General features: G+C 71.6%; 13 protein-coding genes. 5 read left to right on the top strand and 8 right to left on the bottom strand.

The window, feature by feature from the left end; all coding sequences use genetic code 11:
- Window positions 1-161: 161 nt before the first annotated feature.
- Window positions 162-905, bottom strand: a complete 744-nt coding sequence (locus tag WMF44_RS09530) for a hypothetical protein (RefSeq protein ID WP_437298812.1) — start codon at window positions 903-905, stop codon at window positions 162-164.
- Between the two features lie 169 nt (window positions 906-1,074).
- Here WMF44_RS09530 and WMF44_RS09525 point away from each other — a divergent pair, with 169 nt between their 5' ends.
- Window positions 1,075-1,353, top strand: a complete 279-nt coding sequence (locus tag WMF44_RS09525) for a hypothetical protein (RefSeq protein ID WP_437298811.1) — start codon at window positions 1,075-1,077, stop codon at window positions 1,351-1,353.
- Between the two features lie 574 nt (window positions 1,354-1,927).
- Here the strand turns inward: WMF44_RS09525 and WMF44_RS09520 are convergent.
- The 3 genes from WMF44_RS09520 to glnE all read right to left on the bottom strand — a co-directional run bounded on the left by WMF44_RS09520 (window position 1,928) and on the right by glnE (window position 7,628).
- Window positions 1,928-3,124 (bottom strand): carboxypeptidase regulatory-like domain-containing protein, encoded by a 1,197-nt coding sequence (locus WMF44_RS09520; RefSeq protein ID WP_437298810.1) that lies wholly within the window; start codon window positions 3,122-3,124, stop codon window positions 1,928-1,930.
- A gap of 706 nt (window positions 3,125-3,830) precedes the next feature.
- Window positions 3,831-4,373, bottom strand: a complete 543-nt coding sequence (locus tag WMF44_RS09515; protein ID WP_437298809.1) for a hypothetical protein — start codon at window positions 4,371-4,373, stop codon at window positions 3,831-3,833.
- 48 nt (window positions 4,374-4,421) lie between these two features.
- Complete coding sequence (glnE, locus tag WMF44_RS09510; protein ID WP_437298808.1) at window positions 4,422-7,628, bottom strand: bifunctional [glutamate--ammonia ligase]-adenylyl-L-tyrosine phosphorylase/[glutamate--ammonia-ligase] adenylyltransferase; 3,207 nt, start codon at window positions 7,626-7,628, stop codon at window positions 4,422-4,424.
- Between the two features lie 125 nt (window positions 7,629-7,753).
- On the opposite strand from glnE, the gene WMF44_RS09505 reads away from it, so the two are divergent.
- Complete coding sequence (locus WMF44_RS09505) at window positions 7,754-8,512, top strand: metallophosphoesterase family protein (RefSeq protein ID WP_437298807.1); 759 nt, start codon at window positions 7,754-7,756, stop codon at window positions 8,510-8,512.
- Between the two features lie 174 nt (window positions 8,513-8,686).
- Window positions 8,687-9,619 (top strand): diguanylate cyclase, encoded by a 933-nt coding sequence (locus WMF44_RS09500; RefSeq protein WP_437298806.1) that lies wholly within the window; start codon window positions 8,687-8,689, stop codon window positions 9,617-9,619.
- 131 nt (window positions 9,620-9,750) lie between these two features.
- Here the strand turns inward: WMF44_RS09500 and WMF44_RS09495 are convergent, their stop codons facing one another.
- The 3 genes from WMF44_RS09495 to fni form a co-directional block, all read right to left on the bottom strand.
- Window positions 9,751-10,128 (bottom strand): response regulator, encoded by a 378-nt coding sequence (locus tag WMF44_RS09495; RefSeq protein ID WP_012234398.1) that lies wholly within the window; start codon window positions 10,126-10,128, stop codon window positions 9,751-9,753.
- A gap of 2 nt (window positions 10,129-10,130) precedes the next feature.
- Entirely contained in the window at window positions 10,131-10,976 is an 846-nt protein-coding gene (locus tag WMF44_RS09490) for a GAF domain-containing protein (RefSeq protein WP_012234397.1), read from the bottom strand.
- Window positions 10,977-11,201: 225 nt separating this feature from the next.
- Window positions 11,202-12,290 carry a type 2 isopentenyl-diphosphate Delta-isomerase gene (fni, locus tag WMF44_RS09485; RefSeq protein WP_437298805.1) on the bottom strand — a complete coding sequence of 363 codons (1,089 nt, stop codon included), beginning with the start codon at window positions 12,288-12,290 and terminating at the stop codon, window positions 11,202-11,204.
- Between the two features lie 172 nt (window positions 12,291-12,462).
- Here fni and WMF44_RS09480 point away from each other — a divergent pair, with 172 nt between their 5' ends.
- Entirely contained in the window at window positions 12,463-13,428 is a 966-nt protein-coding gene (locus WMF44_RS09480) for a hypothetical protein (protein WP_437298804.1), read from the top strand.
- The gene (gene argH / locus WMF44_RS09475) at window positions 13,429-14,721 is read left to right on the top strand and encodes an argininosuccinate lyase (protein ID WP_437298803.1); all 1,293 of its coding nucleotides are present in this window, start codon (window positions 13,429-13,431) and stop codon (window positions 14,719-14,721) included.
- 121 nt (window positions 14,722-14,842) lie between these two features.
- Here argH and rpiA read toward each other — a convergent pair whose 3' ends face one another.
- Window positions 14,843-15,541: a ribose-5-phosphate isomerase RpiA gene (gene rpiA, locus WMF44_RS09470; protein WP_437298802.1), complete on the bottom strand. Its 699-nt coding sequence runs from the start codon at window positions 15,539-15,541 to the stop codon at window positions 14,843-14,845.
- Window positions 15,542-15,549 lie beyond the last annotated feature (8 nt).

Raw genomic sequence — 15,549 nt, 5'->3', positions numbered from 1 at the left:
CCGCGCGGCTCTGGAGCGCGGAATTGCCGAGCGCCTGACGCGCAATAGGCGCTTTCGCCGGGGTTGGCTACAGCGGATCCTGATTTCGATTCCGGTGCTTCCCGCCGACTTTCCGACCGGGAAAGAGGGAAGGCTGTGGCACCATGAGTCCACGAGCGAGCTCATGTCGAGAGAGCTCGGGGGGAGGGCTCAATGCCGAGAGGCGAGACATCGAAGGATACGTCCAAGCAGAGGAAGCGGGTCCAGAGCGGCGAGCGCGAGCAAGCTGCGCCCGCGAACTCCCAGGGTGAGGCGGGTCGGAAGGCTCCGCGCAGGCGGACGAAGTCCGCCGCCGCCGCACGGATGGCCGCTGCGTCGACCCGGCGAGTGACCCGGGCGAAGAAGGGAGCGAGCAAGGCAGGAGCGAGCGCCGCGGCGCGACCGGGCACGGCGCGGAGCACCGCGGCGGCGGAGAAGAAGAAGACCAGCAGCGCGCCGAGGAAGGCGACAGCCGGACAGACGAGCCGGCAGCAGAGCGGCGCGGCCAAGAGGGCGGCCACGACGAGGAAGCGGACCGCCACCGGTAGCGCGGCGGGGCGCGGCCGGAGCGCGGCGGGCGCGACGCCGGGCGGGCGCAAGACGACGCGCGCGGCGGGCGCGACGCCGGCCGGCGGGCGCAAGACGACGCGCGCGGCGGGCGCGAAGCGCGCGGCGCCGCAGCGCGCAGCTGCGATGAGGAAGCCGTCGGCCAGCGCCCGCGTCGGGCGCGGAGCCGCGCGGCGAACGAAGGCGGCGCAGCCGGGCGCGCAGAGGGCGGGGCAGAAGCGCGCGACCGCCGGCAAGCGGTCGGCGGCCAGCTGAGCAGCAGCGTCGGGCGCGCCGCTCGCCGCGGAGCGCCCAGCCGCACCTTTCCCATCACATCCCATCCCAAGCATCCCAGGAGGGCGCCGGCAGATCTCGGCCGCCGAGCCTCCGCGCGAGGGCCCCACCTCCGGGCGCAGCGGCGCGCCAGCCACCTTCGCGGCCAACGGGAGAGGTGGGCGCGCGTCAGCCGCTCCGCCGCGCTGGCGACGAACGCTCCCGGAGCGCAGCGTCGTGCGCGGCAGCGCGGCCGACGCGCACGACGCAGCGCACGGGCGCTGCAGCGCGGCCGGCGCGCACGACGCAGCGCCCGGGCGTGATCAGGGCGGTGACGGCAAGGGCTCGCCGACCATGAGGACCACCCAGGTGGCGGCCAGGAAGGGATACGGCGCCCCGCCGAGGCCTGGCATCGTCGACCGAGCGCGCCGCGCGCAGAGCGGGCAGCCCGCGTCGCCGCGCCGGCTGAACAGGTACCGGCGCGAGGACGGCGGCGGCGGCGCAGGACAGACCTGAACTTCATCGCCCTCCATCACTCCGCGCATCCCCCCCATCTCGCCCTGCAGCGGGAGCGCCTCCGTGCGCCCGGTCTCCTGCGACGCCCCGCGCAACCGCGGAGCACGACCGCCCTCGCGAAGCCAACGCTCGATGGCCCGACATGCAGCCGCTGGCTTAGGGCGATGCTGGACCATCGTAGGAATGTTCCTTCTGCCGAGCCGAAGACCGCGACCCAGGCTCCGGATGTAACCCCGCACTGCGGGCGAGATTCATCCTAGCAGGATCCCCGGACCATGCATGGATGACATTCCGTATCTGCGTGGTGCTTCCCACCGCGACAGCCCCTTGTCTCGGCTGTCGTCATGATTGTCGTCTTCGTTCGTCTTCGTGCGTCTTCGTACGCTTCCGTCTGCTCAATCGATATCGAGGACGCTCTCCGCCCATCATCAAGGATCGTTTGCGGGGCAGCTCGGGATGGAGACGACGTAGTTCAGGAGAATACCGACATGCGTCCTTCAGCGCCGGCGGGGCTCCGGGGCCGGCGCGCGGGCGCGCGGGGCGCCGGCAGCGCGGTGGATGCCAGGGAGGCAGGTCACTGCGGGATGGGGATGGGGATCGGCGGCGGCTCGTCGTCGGGCACGATGCAGGACGACAGGTCGAACAGCATGAAGAGCAGCGCCTTCTCCTGAGCGCTCAGCTCCTCCGTGGAGCACCCATCCGGGAAGGGCGGGCCCGTGAGGTCCGCCGCAGAGACATGGATGTCCGTGAACACGAGACGCCCGCACTGCTGATCTTCTGGGACGTCGACGGGCGTGTTGAATGTGAAGTACTGGACCCCGGCCGGCTCGGGCTCGTCGTAATAGATCCACCGGGTCGAGATGTCCTCGGTCACGTCGCTCACCGTATGCTGTGCGCCGTTGATCACGATCTGGCCGGGCACGTCCGACGCGCCGACATTGACGAGCCACTCCGCGAGGGCTTGCCCCTTCGGGAGCGTGGTGTCCACGAGCGCCGTGAGAGGGCTCTCCGGGTCCGTGATGTCGTTGTCCCAGACCGCCGTGTCCGGGAACGGCGCCGGCCCCCGCTTCAGCCAGACGTTGTGCCAGTGGGACGCGAACACGCGCCCGCCGAGCGAGGTATAATCGAACATGGCCTGGCGCGCCGGCCCGGGTTTGTCTTCCTGGTGCGGGTCGCCCTCGCAGGCGAGGATCACCATGTCGTACTGGCTCAGGGCGTCGACGGTCCCCCAGAGGCTCGTGGCCGGCGTGAACTCCGCGCCTTGATTCAGGCGGTCCGCATAGCGCGTCGTCTCCACGTGATCGACGTCCCCGCGGCCGGCGAACAGGTGGATCCGCCCGGTCCCGGTCTCCGGCGTGAACTCGCTCTCATCGATCCCGAGTTTGTGCAGCAAGCACTCGAGCGGATCGGCGCCGCCCGTCGTGAGCGCGATCTTCGGGATGTGCCCCTCCGATTGGTTGCGCGGCAACCGGATGATCCCGGCGTCCGTCGCGGTGTCCTCGCATCGCTCGACCACGGGGAGCGTCATCTCGCGGCGCCATTTGCCCACCTGCACGACGAGCGGGATGTTCTCGCCGACCGGCACGTCCTCCAGGACGAATTTTCCTTCCGTATCGGTCAGCGCTGTCACGAGCGGTTTGCCGGAGAGCGTCGCGCTGCACTGATCGCAGGTCGCACCGTCGGGGATGGGATCGAGCGGCGCATTGGGGACGTAGACGATCACGTTGTAGAGCGGCAGTTTGCCCGAGGGGTCGTACACGGTGCCGCTCACCGTCGTCTTCGCCCCGTTCTCGCATTCGGCCTGCTGGCATTCGAGGCCCTCGCAGCCGCCTTCGCCTCCGACACCGCCCCCGCTGACGCTCGCCGGGAAGCCGCCGAAGCCACCGCCAATTCCACCGCCAATTTCACCGCCGATTCCAGCGCCACCGCCAGGCCCCGCGCCGCCGGATGCTAGAGGCGCCGTGCCCCCGGTATCTCCGCAGGAGCAGCCAGCCATGACGCCCGGTGCTACAGCGATCGCAGCCATCAAGACTCCCGCCTTGCCCGACCAAGTCACCATTTCGAGCCTCCCGGCGACGCGAGCAAAGGTGCTCTGCTGCCGCCCAGTCTCTATCGTATGCCAGACTGTAGAAATCGGGAAGTATGTCCAGCAAAGAGCAGGAATGGAGCGATGGGTTATTAGGGCGAGCCCTGATACCTCTGACTACCGCGTCCGCGAAGGACATGCGTGTCGCGCGGCCGGACGGCCCGGACAGTGGATCTCCGTGCGTCCGACATGGTGCGTGACGCAATGACAAGAAGGATTGACGGATCGATGATTCGCGACGGGCGCGTTGCTCTCTGACGTCGCACGTCGCACGTCGCACGTCGCACGTCGCACGTCGCGCGCCGCGCAATTGCGCCGCGAGCGAGGTCCCGCGACGAGCGCCGCTCGCGCCTCCGGCTCGCCTGAGCCCACTTCGGGCCCGTCCGGCCGATTACTGCGGATCGACGCGGGTCAGCCCGAACCAGAGCACGGCGTGCCACCGCTCGTGCCACTTCAGCAGCATCGGTCCGATCGCGAGCCCGGGCTCCACGGTCCGCAGCTCGTCCTTGACCGCGCTCACCGGCCAGGGATTGCCGAACGCCTTCTCGCCATACGTCAGCGCGAGCGTCGGCTTGCCGTCGAGCTCCGAAGGGATCAGCTGCGCCTTGAAGCGGCAGATCCGGCTCCCGAAGACCACGTTCGTGCCGGAGTTGCCGCCATGATCGAACTCGTTCCCTTTCCAGGGCATCCAGCGCGACGCGAGCGCCGTGATCAGCGGGCGGGTCGCCAGGTGGATCCCGGCCGTCGGCTGCAGGGCGAGCAGGCGCCCTCGCGGCAGATCGCCGAGCTCCGCCGGATCCGCCGGCTTCCCTGCCTCGTAGAACTGCCTCAGCGTACCCGGGTGCGCGCCGACGAGGCTATCAAGGGAGCTCGTCCCGGTGACATGACGGTGCCCGACGGACGGGCGTGCGCTCTGCTCGCTCTGGGTGGTCATCGGAACGCCTGGCATTCCACCGCGTCCGACAAGGGTCAACGGCAACCTTCAGCGCTCGTCGTCGCGCGGTTCCCTCGGTTCCCTCGGTTCCCTCGGTCCCCTCGGTCCCCTCGGTGCCCCCGGTTCCCCCGCGCTCGCCGTGCTCGCCTCTCGCGCCTCGCTCGCCTCACCGAGAGGCGCCGCGCCGCCCGCGACGATGGCCTCGTACGCCCGGCGTACGCGCTCGGTGATCGCGCCATAGCGCGCGAGCAGCTCGCGCGCGGCCTCGGCCGCGGTGCGGCCCCGGATGCCCGTCCGACGCGCGAGGGTCGGGACCCCGGGCGCGTCCTCCTCGAGGAGCTGCGACGCGTCCGCGTGCACGATGCGGATCCGCTGCTCCAGCTTGCGCAGGAACGCGTGGCCGTCCCGGAACGTCTCGGCGTGCCCGGCCGAGAGGTGTCCGGCCGCGGCGAGCGCGTCGATCGCCGCGAGCGTCTCGGTGGTCCTGACGCGCGGATCGGCGCCGTGCCGGATCTGCAGGAGCTGCACCGCGAACTCGATGTCCGCGAGGCCGCCCCGCCCGAGCTTGAAGTCGCGGCGGCCGCGGCGCTCGTGCGAGAGCTCGCGCTCCATGCGCAGCCGGAGCCGGTGGATCTCGTCGGCGATCCGATCGAAGTCGTCGGCCTGGAGGTACGCAGCCTCGTGCGCGATGGCGATCGCCTCCGCCCCAAGCTCGGGATCGCCGGCCGACGCGCGCGCCCGGATCAGCGCGAGCCGCTCCCAGATCGCCGCGCGCATGTGCCGCGCCCCGGGCGACGACTCCGGCTCCGCGGGCGCCGGAGAAGCCGCGTCGGCGCGGCGGATGCCGTGGTAGCGAGCGAACGAGTCGACGGACGTGACGAGCAGCCCCTGGCTGCCCGAGGGGCGCAGGCGCGTGTCGAGCTCGTAGCCTGGGCCCGCCGCGTGCGACATGGAGATGAGCCGGATGATCTGCCGCGCGCGCCGCGCGTAGTACGTGCCGGGGTCGGACGCGGCCCCCTGCTCGCCGGGCGGCGCGCACGCCGGGTCGAACAGGAAGAAGACGTCCAGATCCGAGCCGTAGCCGATCTCGCGGCCGCCGAGCTTGCCCATCGCGATCACGGCGAGCCCTCGCACGGGCTCGCCCGGCGGCGTCCCCAGCGCGAAGCGCGTCGCGGCCTCGAGCGACGCGTCGGCCAGATCCGAGAGCGCGAGCGTCGCCTCGCGCGTGCCGACCTCGCCGCTCAGGTCGGCGAGGCCGACCTCGATGGTGACGCGCGCCTTGGCGCGCCGGAGCGCCCCGATGAGCGCCTCCTCCGGATCCTCGTCCGGCGACGCCTCGCTGAGGCTGGCCTCGATCGTGTGTCGGATCAGCTCGGCGCTCGGCGCGCCGCGCGCGAACAGGACGGCGTCGACGAGCTCGGGGTACCTCACCATGGCGTCGCCGATGAACGCGCTCGACCCGAGCGCCTCGACGAGCCTGCGGAGCGCGCGCGGCTCGTCGCCGAGCATGCGCGCGTAGACGGAGGAGTGCCTGATGCGGGAGAAGCACAGCCGGAGGAAGCGCGCGGCCTGCTCCGGATCGGCGGCGTCGACCACCGCGGCGAGCAGCGTCTCCGCGAGGGACGAGGACGCCTCGCGGCTGCGCGCCCCGAGCAGGCCGTCCGGGTGGCGGGACAGCTCGAAGAGATCGTCGGCGACGTCGCGGAAGCGCGCCGTCAGCGAGGCGTGCGGCTCCGGCGGCGCGGCGAGCTCGGGCGCGGCGCCGTCGGCGGCGGCCGCCGGCTCGCCCCCGAGGACGAGCACGGCGTGCTTCGCCAGCGCCTCGGCGAACGCGTCGCGATCGCCATGGTCGAGCGCGGCCATCGCGTCGATCCACCGCGACGGCCGGGCGCTCCCCTTCGGAAGGAGCGACAGGAGCCGGGCCTTGATGCGCCCCCGGCGCTGCGCAGTGTCGGCCAGGAACGCCGCGGCGTCCTCGAAGCGCAGCGCCCGCGCGAGGCGGGCGATCTCCGCCTCGCTGTCGGGGAGGAGGTGCGTCTGCACGCCCGTCGCGGACTGCACCGCGTGCTCCGCGCGCCGGAGCGCGAGGTAGCCCTCCGCGAGCTCCCGCCCCTCCCGGTCGGTCACGTACCCCAGGGTGCGCAGGCGCCGCAGGCCGTCGAGCATGCCCTGCGCGCGCGCGCGGGGCTCGCGCCCGCCCCAGATGAGCTGCAGGGCTTGCACAAAGAACTCCGCCTCGCGGATCCCGCCCGGGCCGAGCTTCAGGTCGCGCGACGCGTCGTGCGGGAGCTCCGCGCGAGCGCGATCGACGAGCTCGATCATGTCGACGGCGAGCTGCGGATCGACCTGGCGCCGCCACACGAACGGGCCGAGCACCCCGAGCGCCTCCGCGCCAAAGTCGAGATCGCCGGCGATCTCGCGGGCGCGCAGCAGCGCGGCGCGCTCCCAGAGGCGGCCGAACGACTCGTAGTAGCGCTCGGCTGCGGCCAGGGAGTTGACGAGCGGGCCGCTCCGGCCCTCCGGGCGGAGCCGGAGATCCACGCGCCAGACGAAGCCGTCCTCCGTGACCTCCTCGAGCGTCGACGTGAGGCGGCGCGCGACGCGGGCCCAGAAGTCGTGCAGGGTGACCGAGACGGGGCGGTCGCCGGGCAGGCCCACGTGCCCGTCGTCCGTGTCGTAGAGGTAGATCAGATCGACGTCGGAGCCCGCGTTGAGCTCGTCGCCGCCGAGCTTCCCCATCCCGAGCACGACGAACTTCGAGCGCGCGCCCGTCGCGGTGCGCGGCTCTCCGAACCGCGCGGTCACGGCGGAGACGGCCTCGGCGAGCGCGACCTCGATCGTGGCCTCGGCGAGCGCGGTGAGCTCGCGCGCGGTGACGTCGATGTCCGCGCCGCCCGCCGACGGCGGGAGCAGCTCGCGCAGCGCGACGCGGATCCGCTCCTCGCGCGCCACGCGCCGGAGCTCCCGCCGGACGCGGTCCGTGTCCGAGACGTCGCCGACGCGGCTCCGGATCCGCGCCAGGTACGTGGCGCGATCCCGCGCCGTCTGGTGGCCTTCCGCCGCGAGCCGCTCCACGATGTCCGGATTCGCCTCGATGATCGCGCCGATCGCGGGGTAGGCGGCCGTCAGGAGCGCCGCGATGGCGAAGGCCATCGTCCCGGGACGAAGGCGAGACGACAGCCGCTCCGCGCGGTCCTTCACGCGTTGCTCATCGATCGCGCTCGCGATCTCCAGGAGCCTCGAGACCTGTTGCATGGCGGGAGGCTAGCAAGACCGTGGGGGCGTGAACGGCGGTTCCGCAGGGCCCGACCGCCGGTTTATCGCCACCTGGCCCCACCTCGCGCCTTGGCGGCGTCGCTCTCAGATCCTATGCTCGCCGGGTGCGATTGCTCTGCGTCTCGGATATTCACGGCCACGCCGACGCGCTCGCGGCGGTCCTGGCCACGGCCGAGCGCCGAGGGTACACCCAGCTCCTGGTCGCCGGAGATCTCTGCTTTCCCGGCCCGAAGCCGCTCGAGACGTGGCGCCGGCTCACCCAGGCCAAGGCGGTTTGCGTACAGGGCGTATCGGATCGCGCCCTGGCGACGCTGGACCTCGACAAGGTCAGGGCGCGGAGCGAGCACGAGCGCGCGCGGCTCGATCGCCTGTCCCAGACGCGAACCGAGCTCGGCGAGCTGATCCTTGCGCGGCTGGCGCGGCTCGCCCCGACGTACCGCCTGCCGCTCGAGGACGGCGGCGAGCTCGTCCTGGTCCACGGCTCCCCGGCGGATCCGCTCGAGCCGATCTCTCACGACATGACCGACGAGGAGGTGCTCTCCCTGCTCGGCGACGATCCGGCCGATGTCGTGATCTGTGGTGGCTCCCACGTCCCGTTCGATCGGATGGTGGGCGGGGTGCGCATCATCAACGTCGGCTCGGTGGGCGAAGCGCCGTGCTCGCTGCGGGGCACCGTCGATCACGTGCGCGCAGGTGCGCGCGCTCCTGGCGAGCTTGGCGAGCTTGGCGAGCTTGACGACCTTGTGCGGAGCGGCGCCGTCTCCGCGTATGGCGCGGGGCACGCCGACGCGACGTTCGTCGAGCTCCGGGCGGGCGAGCTCTGGGTCGAGCAGCTCGTGGTGCCGCTCGGCAGGGCTGCGTGAGCGCACAGGTGCGCGGGAGCGCTCCGTCGGGAGCGCGCGCAAGGGGCGGAAAACGCGCGTTCCGCGCGAAACGCGCGACGCTCCGTCACGCACCCTACCCGACAGGGAACATCGCCTGTGCCATGCCCTCCCGCTTGAACCTATTTCAAGGATTTAGGATCATCCTCAGGGAGCATGGGCAGCTACCTCCCCGACGATGACTTCGAGGCCACGCGGGTGGCCAACGTTGGGGAACTCCACAAGGAGCTCCCGGCGCGCTCGCCGAAGGACCGCGCCTACCTCATCGTGCTCGCTGGCTCGAACGTCGGCGAGATGTACCGGGTCGAGGGCGCCGAGATCGTGATCGGCCGGGCATCCGGGGCGACCATCCGGCTGAACGACGACGGCATCTCGCGGCGCCACGCGCGCCTCCTCCAGATGGACAGCCAGGTGCTGATCGAGGATCTCAACAGCTCGAACGGGACGATGGTGAACGGCGAGCACATCACGCGCGTCGCCCTGCACGACGGCGACAAGATCCGCCTGGGCTCGACGACCATCCTCAAGTTCACCTACCACGACCACCTGGATGAGTCGTTTCAGCAGCAGATGTACGACGCCGCGCTGCGCGACGCCCTCACCAAGGCCTTCAACAAGAAGTATTTCCTGGATCGGCTCGAGACCGAGGTCTCCTATGCGCGGCGGCACGGCGCGCACCTGTCGCTGCTCATGTTCGACGTCGATCATTTCAAGAGGATCAACGACACCTTCGGGCACCTCGCCGGCGACTACGTGCTTGCGAGGATCGCCAAGATCGCGAGCCACACGGTGCGGACCGAGGACGTGTTCGCGCGCTACGGCGGTGAAGAGTTCGGCATCCTGTGCCGCGGCGTGGGGCTCGAGAACGCGGGCATCCTCGGCGAGCGGCTGCGCCTCCTCATCGAGGGGTCGGTCTTCGAGCACGAGGGCGTTCGCATGCCGACGACGATCAGCGTCGGCGTCGCGGCGCACCCCGAGCTCGCGGTGCAGAACGGCATGGAGCTCATCGCGGCGGCCGATGAGGCGCTCTACGAGGCGAAGCGCACCGGCCGCAACCGCGTGCTCCTGAAGTTCGGACCGAAGCCGTAGAGCGGAGCGCGGGTTCATCGCAGCGCCGATCCGCACGGCCGCGCCGGGGCGCCGCGCCGCCCGAGCGGCCGGCGCATGGAATCGTGCGCCCGCGGAACGCGGGCGACGGGGCGCGGCCGCCGGCGCGCGCCTCAGTCGATCTTGAGGAGCTCCTTGACCTTGGCGATGACCTGCGGGGCCTGGATGGGCTTCGTGATGTACGCGTTCGCGCCGAGCTGCAACGCGCGCTGACGATCCTCCTGAGACCCCTCGGTGGTGATGATGATGATCGGGGTGTCCTTGTGGACCGGATCCGTGCGCACGCGCTTGACGAGCTTGAGCCCGTCCATGATCGGCATGTTGATGTCGGTGATGATCACGTCGTACTTGGTCGAGGCGAGCTTGCGGAGACCGTCGACGCCGTCGTCTGCCTCGGTGACGCGGAGGTTCTTCACGCGCGCCAGCGCGAAGACCAAGAGCTGCCGCATCATGGGCGAGTCTTCAACGATCAGACACGAGTACTCGGCCATGATCAGTCCTCCAGGTCCAGGAATGCCTGGACGCCAGGCACCTTCCGGCCGGCGTCGGTGAAGAGCCGCGCGTTGATGAGGGCGGGGGCGGCCTGGGCCCCGAGGAGCTTGAAGAGCTCGGTGTCCACGTTCACGAACTCCGTCTTTTGCGGGAGCGTGCTGAAGATCGCGATGACACCCACGGTGCGCCCGTTGAAGTCGAGCGGGATCACTGCAGCGGGATCCTCGATGCTCCCCTTGGAGACGTCCTTGGTCTCGTCGAAGAAGATTTCCCCCTTCGAGAATGCCTGGCCGACGACGCCTTCGGTCACGGGCATGCGCGCGATCTCCTCGACCGCGACGCCTTCGCTCGCGATCGAGACGAGCTCTTTACCATCGGGGGACGCCAGGTACACGGAGAAGGCGCCCGCCCCGAGGAACTGCGCCAGGAGCTCCTTCAGGTTGCGGAGGACATGGCGCACGTTGCGCGCCGCGTGCAGCTGCGACAGCGCGACGTACAGGTTCGCGAGGTTCGCGAGCTCTCCCTCCGCCTCCGAGTAGCGGCTGTTGAAGCGGTCCGAGGCCGCCACCATCCGCACCGACTGCGTCACAAGGTCGCGTTTCTCCTGCTCGAGCTCCTCGATCTTGCGGAGCAGATCGCGGATGGCCGAGTCGCTCGCGAGGTGCGCGCGGAGCTTGCCGTTCTCCGACTCGAGCTCGGAGATCTTGTCGCGAAGGCGCTCGTTCTCGCGGAGGAGCTCCTCGGTCAGCTGCGCCCCCTTGCGGAAGAACTGCTGAATGAAGGCATCGCGCTCCTTCTTCAGGTCCTCGGGGGGACGATCGCTCGGACGCCCTTTTTTCTCCGTCATTTTATCCCGGGGTTCTCCAGAGCTTCGGACCGTATCATGCGGGGCTGACCGGACGGAAGCGTCGAGCGCGGGCCAGAGGCGTGCCCGGCGCCCCCGCCAAGGACAGCGACCGCTGGGCGCCTCGCCGTCCCCGCCGACAACGTCGGTTCGGCCCCGCCGGCCCTACCCCGGGGACCGGACCCCGCCGACTCGGCCCCCCTACCCCCGTTGCCCCGACCGCCACGACTACGCCCTCTCCATCTGCTTCATGTGCTTCAGCAACCGGGTCCACCTGCGCAGCTCCCGTCCGAGCAGCACGGGTGCCTTCTGGAGCGACGCGACGTCGCGCGCGCCGACGAGCAGCATGACCGCCCGGAGCTCGGCCTCGACGCTCTCGAGGTACCGCACCGCCGCGTCCCGTCCCCCCGAGACGAACGCCTGGAGGACCGGGCGCGCGATCCCGGCCGCATGCGCGCCGAGCGCGAGCGCACGAGCGACGTCAAGGCCGCTCGTGATGCCCCCGGTCGCGACGATCGTCTTGAAACGAGGACGGATAGCGCGGGCGATGAGCACCGAGGCGGCCGTGGGCACCCCCCACTCGCGCAGCGCCGCACCGAGGGAGCGGGCCGCCCCCTCGGCGCGGGCCGCCTCGACGGCGACCCAGGAGGTGCCTCCAGCGCCGGAGACGTCCAGGTCGCGGACGCCCGCCCGGGCCAGGCGGTACGCCGTCCCCGGGCCGATCCCGCAGCCGGTCTCCTTCGCGACGACCGGCACGCTGAGGCCGCTCGCGAGCCGGCCCATCGCATCCAGCGCGCCGGCGAAGTCCCGGTCGCCGCCCGGCTGGACCAGCTCCATCGCGGGGTTCATGTGGACGCAGAGCGCGTCGGCGCCGACCTGGGCCACGAGCTCGGCGACCGCCTCCGTGGACAGCGATCGCGCCTGAACGGCGCCGATGTTCCCGAGGAGGAGGGTGGTCGGAGCGTGCGCGCGGACCTCGTAGGTGGCGGAGGCGTCGCCGTTCAGCATCGCCCGCTGGCTCCCGAGCCCGAAGCCGTACCCGCGCTCCTCGGCGATCTGCGAGAGCTCCCGGTTGATCGCGCGCGCGCGCTCCGTCCCGCCGGTCATGGCCGCGATCAGGAGCGGGACGCGGAGCCGCTTCCCGAGCAGCAGCACCGAGGTGTCGATCGCGTCGAGGGAGAGCTCCGGCAACGCGTCGTGGATCAGCTCGACCTGCTCCAGCAGCGTGGTCTTGGCGCGGAACCCGACGTCGCCGGTCGCGCAGAGCTCGATGTGATCCGCTTTCCTCTCGGAGATGCCCTTCGCCTCTTCCGTCATGGGGGCACAACTTTACGCGGTCGCCGACCGCCGTCGAAAAGGAAGTGGCATGGACAAAAAAACGCCAAAATTCGCGTCCCCGAGCCGGGCGTTGCCGCCCGGCCGGCCTTCTGCTGAGGCGACCTGGGAACTACCGCGCGACCGCCGCGCAGCGGTGGCATACACTGGCTGTATGGACCTCCCGGACGAACCGCAGATCCGCTGGATCCTTCGTACGACCGCAACGCTCCTCCAGCACGGCGCGGAGCCGGTGCGCGGGCTGGTGCAGCCGACGGCCGAGTTCTTCCCGGACGCGTTCGACGGCTCGCCGAAGACGGTGGCCGCCCTGATGGTGCGGGTCCAGGAGCACGCCGGGCTCCAGGATGTCCCGGTGGAGCTCGCGGTGGTCACCCCCGAGGGGCAGGCCAGCACCGTGAGCTGCTCGAGCGGCGCATGCGGCGGGATGGCGCTGGAGTCGAAGCTGGAGCGCGTCGCCCCGCGCGGCGACGGCGGGTACCGGGTCGCGCTCTCCGCGGGTGAGCTCCGCAACCCCACGGTGCTCACGACGGCGTTCGTGCGCGCCGTGGCGTACATGTTCCTGAGCGAGGCCGGCGCCTTCGACGCGCTCGCGCCGTCGGACCGCGAGCCCGCGGTGGATCTCGCCGCCGTGCTGCTCGGCTTCGGCGTCCTCGCGACGAACGGCTCCTACCTGTACGCGAAGGGCTGCGGCGGCGTGCAGGTGCACTCGGCGACCAAGATGCCGGTCGACGAGCTCGCGCTCGCGCTCGCCGTCTACTGCCGGCTGCACGACGTGCCCGATCGGACCGCCGCGCGACACCTCGACGTGACGCCGCGCGCCCACTTCGACGAGTCCGCCGTCTGGGCCAGCTCCAACGCCGCGCTCGTCCGCATGCTGCGCGCCGCGCCGGACCGGATCGCCGCGGACGACTACGCGATCGGCGAGTCGAGGAGCTGGCTGGCCCGCGCGCTCGGCCTCGGCAAGCGCCGGCCGGCGCGGACGGCGGACGACGAGCTGCGCGAGCTCGAGCGAGAGCTCGCGCCCGCGGCCGGCGCGGCGAAGCCGCGACCGCTGGACGAGGGCAAGGCCAGGAAGCTTGCCGAGATCCGTGCTCTCGTGGACGAGAGCCTGGGGAGCTGAATGAGCGTACGACTGTGGGACAAAGGGGGCGCGACCGACGCCCAGATGCTGCGTTACACCTCGCGCGACGACTGGCAGCTCGATCAGCGCCTGCTCGCGTACGACCTGCGGGCCACGATCGCGCACGTGCGCGGGCTCGCGCGGATCGGCGTGCTCAGCGAGGCGGAGCGGGACGCGCTCGTCCGCGAGCTCGAGGTGCTCGCGGCCCAGAACGAGGCCGGCGAGCTGCGGCTCACCGAGGACGACGAGGACGGCCACAGCGCGATCGAGGCCGCGCTTGTCGCCTGCATCGGCGACGCGGGCAAGAAGGTGCACACCGGCCGGAGCCGCAACGATCAGGTGCTCGTCGCCACGCGCCTGTACGAGCGCGACGCGCTCGACGAGCTCGCCGAGAACGCGACGGCCGGGGCCCGCGCGCTGCTCGATCTCGCCAGGCGCGAGGCGGAGACGCCGATGCCCGGCTACACGCACTTGCAGCGGGCGGTGCCGTCGTCCGTCGGCTACTGGGCCGCCTCGTTCGTCGAGGGGCTCACCGACGCGATCGACGTGGTGCGCGCGACGCGGGCGCTCGTCGATCGCTGCCCGCTCGGGGGCGCCGCGGGCTTCGGCGTGAACCTCCCGCTCGATCGCGTGGGCGTCGCGCGCGAGCTCGGGTTCGCCGGCGTGGCGCTGAACCCGCTCGCGTCCCAGACGTCGCGCGGCATCATCGAGGCGCAGATCCTCGCCGCCGCGTGGCAGGTGATGGCCGTGAGCCGCCGGCTCGCGTGGGATCTCAGCCTGTTCGCGATGAGCGAGCTCGCGTTCATCCGCCTCCCGGAGGCGTTCACGACCGGCTCGTCGATCATGCCCCAGAAGCGCAACCCCGACGTCGTCGAGCTCATGCGCGCGGCGTGCTCCGTCGTCCAGGGGGCGCTCGCCGAGGTGCAGTCCATCGTGGCGCTCCCGTCGGGCTACCACCGCGATCTCCAGCTCACGAAGGGCCCCACGATGCGCGGGCTCGACGAGGCGCTCGCGACGTCGCGCCTCTTGCCGCGGCTCGTCGAGGGGCTCGCGTTCGACCGGGAGCGCATGGCCCGCGCGATCACGCCGGAGTGCTTCGCCACGGATCGCGCCGTCGAGCTCGCCGTGGAGGGCGTCCCCTTCCGCGAGGCCTACCGCAAGGTCGCGGCCGAGATCGCGGCGCTGCCGGCCGGCGACGCCGCGGCGAGCCTCCGCGCGCGCGTGTCGCTCGGGGCTCCGGGCAACCTCGCGCTGGACGACCTGGCCCGCAGGCTCGATCGCCACGCGCGCTAGCTCCACCTGTCATCGATCCCGCCATGAGCGGGCGCGCGCCGCGCTGGCGCCGCCCGCCCGAGGGCCGTGTTCCCTGGCCTCGCGTGCGTGCGATCCCCGACGGGATCCGTGACACGCCGAGCTAGCGCTGCCGCGTCAGCTCGCGGACGGCGCCCGGGTCCGCCACCAGCACGAGGGTCGCCATGTCGAGGAACAGCCCCGTGTCGACGACGCCGGGGATCTTGCGGATGCGCGCGTCGACCGCCGCGGGCGCGTCCATCGGGCCGAACGCGGTGTCGAGGATCCAGTTGTGGTTGTCGGTCTGAAACGGGTACCCGTCCGCGTTCTTGCGGATCACCGGCTTGCCTCCGAGCGCGATCAGGTGCCGCGTGGCCGTCGTGCTCGCGAAGGGCACCACCTCGACGGGGATCGGCACGCGCGAGCCGAGCTTCTCGACGAGCTTCTCGGGCGTGACGAGGATGATGAACTGCGCGGCCTCGTAGGCGACCACGCGCTCGCGGAGGAGCGCGCCGCCGAGGCCCTTGATGAGGCCAAGGTCGGGCGCCACCTCGTCCGCGCCGTCGACGGCGATGTGGAGGCGCTCGACCTCCTCGAGCGACACCATCGGGATGTTCTCGCGGCGGGCAAGCGCCTCCGAGCGCTCCGACGTGGCGACGCCCTTGATCTGGAGCCCTCGGCGGACGCGCTCCCCGAGGCGGCGGATGAAGGCCTCGGACGCCCGCCCGGTGCCGAGCCCGAGCAGCATCCCGCTGTCCACGCGCGCGAGCGCGGCGTTGGCGATTCGATCGAGGTCGGAGGGGTCCGGTCCCGCGGTGCTCATGCGCTGCT

It is taken from the genome of Sorangium sp. So ce426 (assembly GCF_051475585.1).
Lineage (GTDB): Bacteria > Myxococcota_A > Polyangia > Polyangiales > Polyangiaceae > Sorangium > Sorangium cellulosum_B.
Note: the sequence above shows the minus strand (reverse complement) of the source record. Positions and strands in the feature narration are given on the sequence as shown.

Excerpts from the sequence above, each read along its gene's own strand:
- WMF44_RS09515 (WP_437298809.1), bottom strand. The coding sequence starts at position 4,373 with ATGACCACCCAGAGCGAGCAGAGCGCACGCCCGTCCGTCGGGCACCGT.
- WMF44_RS09490 (WP_012234397.1), bottom strand. The coding sequence starts at position 10,976 with ATGACGGAGAAAAAAGGGCGTCCGAGCGATCGTCCCCCCGAGGACCTG.
- argH (WP_437298803.1), top strand. The coding sequence starts at position 13,429 with ATGAGCGTACGACTGTGGGACAAAGGGGGCGCGACCGACGCCCAGATG.
- glnE (WP_437298808.1), bottom strand. The coding sequence starts at position 7,628 with ATGCAACAGGTCTCGAGGCTCCTGGAGATCGCGAGCGCGATCGATGAG.
- WMF44_RS09500 (WP_437298806.1), top strand. The coding sequence starts at position 8,687 with ATGGGCAGCTACCTCCCCGACGATGACTTCGAGGCCACGCGGGTGGCC.
- WMF44_RS09495 (WP_012234398.1), bottom strand. The coding sequence starts at position 10,128 with ATGGCCGAGTACTCGTGTCTGATCGTTGAAGACTCGCCCATGATGCGG.
- WMF44_RS09480 (WP_437298804.1), top strand. The coding sequence starts at position 12,463 with ATGGACCTCCCGGACGAACCGCAGATCCGCTGGATCCTTCGTACGACC.
- WMF44_RS09530 (WP_437298812.1), bottom strand. The coding sequence starts at position 905 with ATGGGATGTGATGGGAAAGGTGCGGCTGGGCGCTCCGCGGCGAGCGGC.
- fni (WP_437298805.1), bottom strand. The coding sequence starts at position 12,290 with ATGACGGAAGAGGCGAAGGGCATCTCCGAGAGGAAAGCGGATCACATC.
- rpiA (WP_437298802.1), bottom strand. The coding sequence starts at position 15,541 with ATGAGCACCGCGGGACCGGACCCCTCCGACCTCGATCGAATCGCCAAC.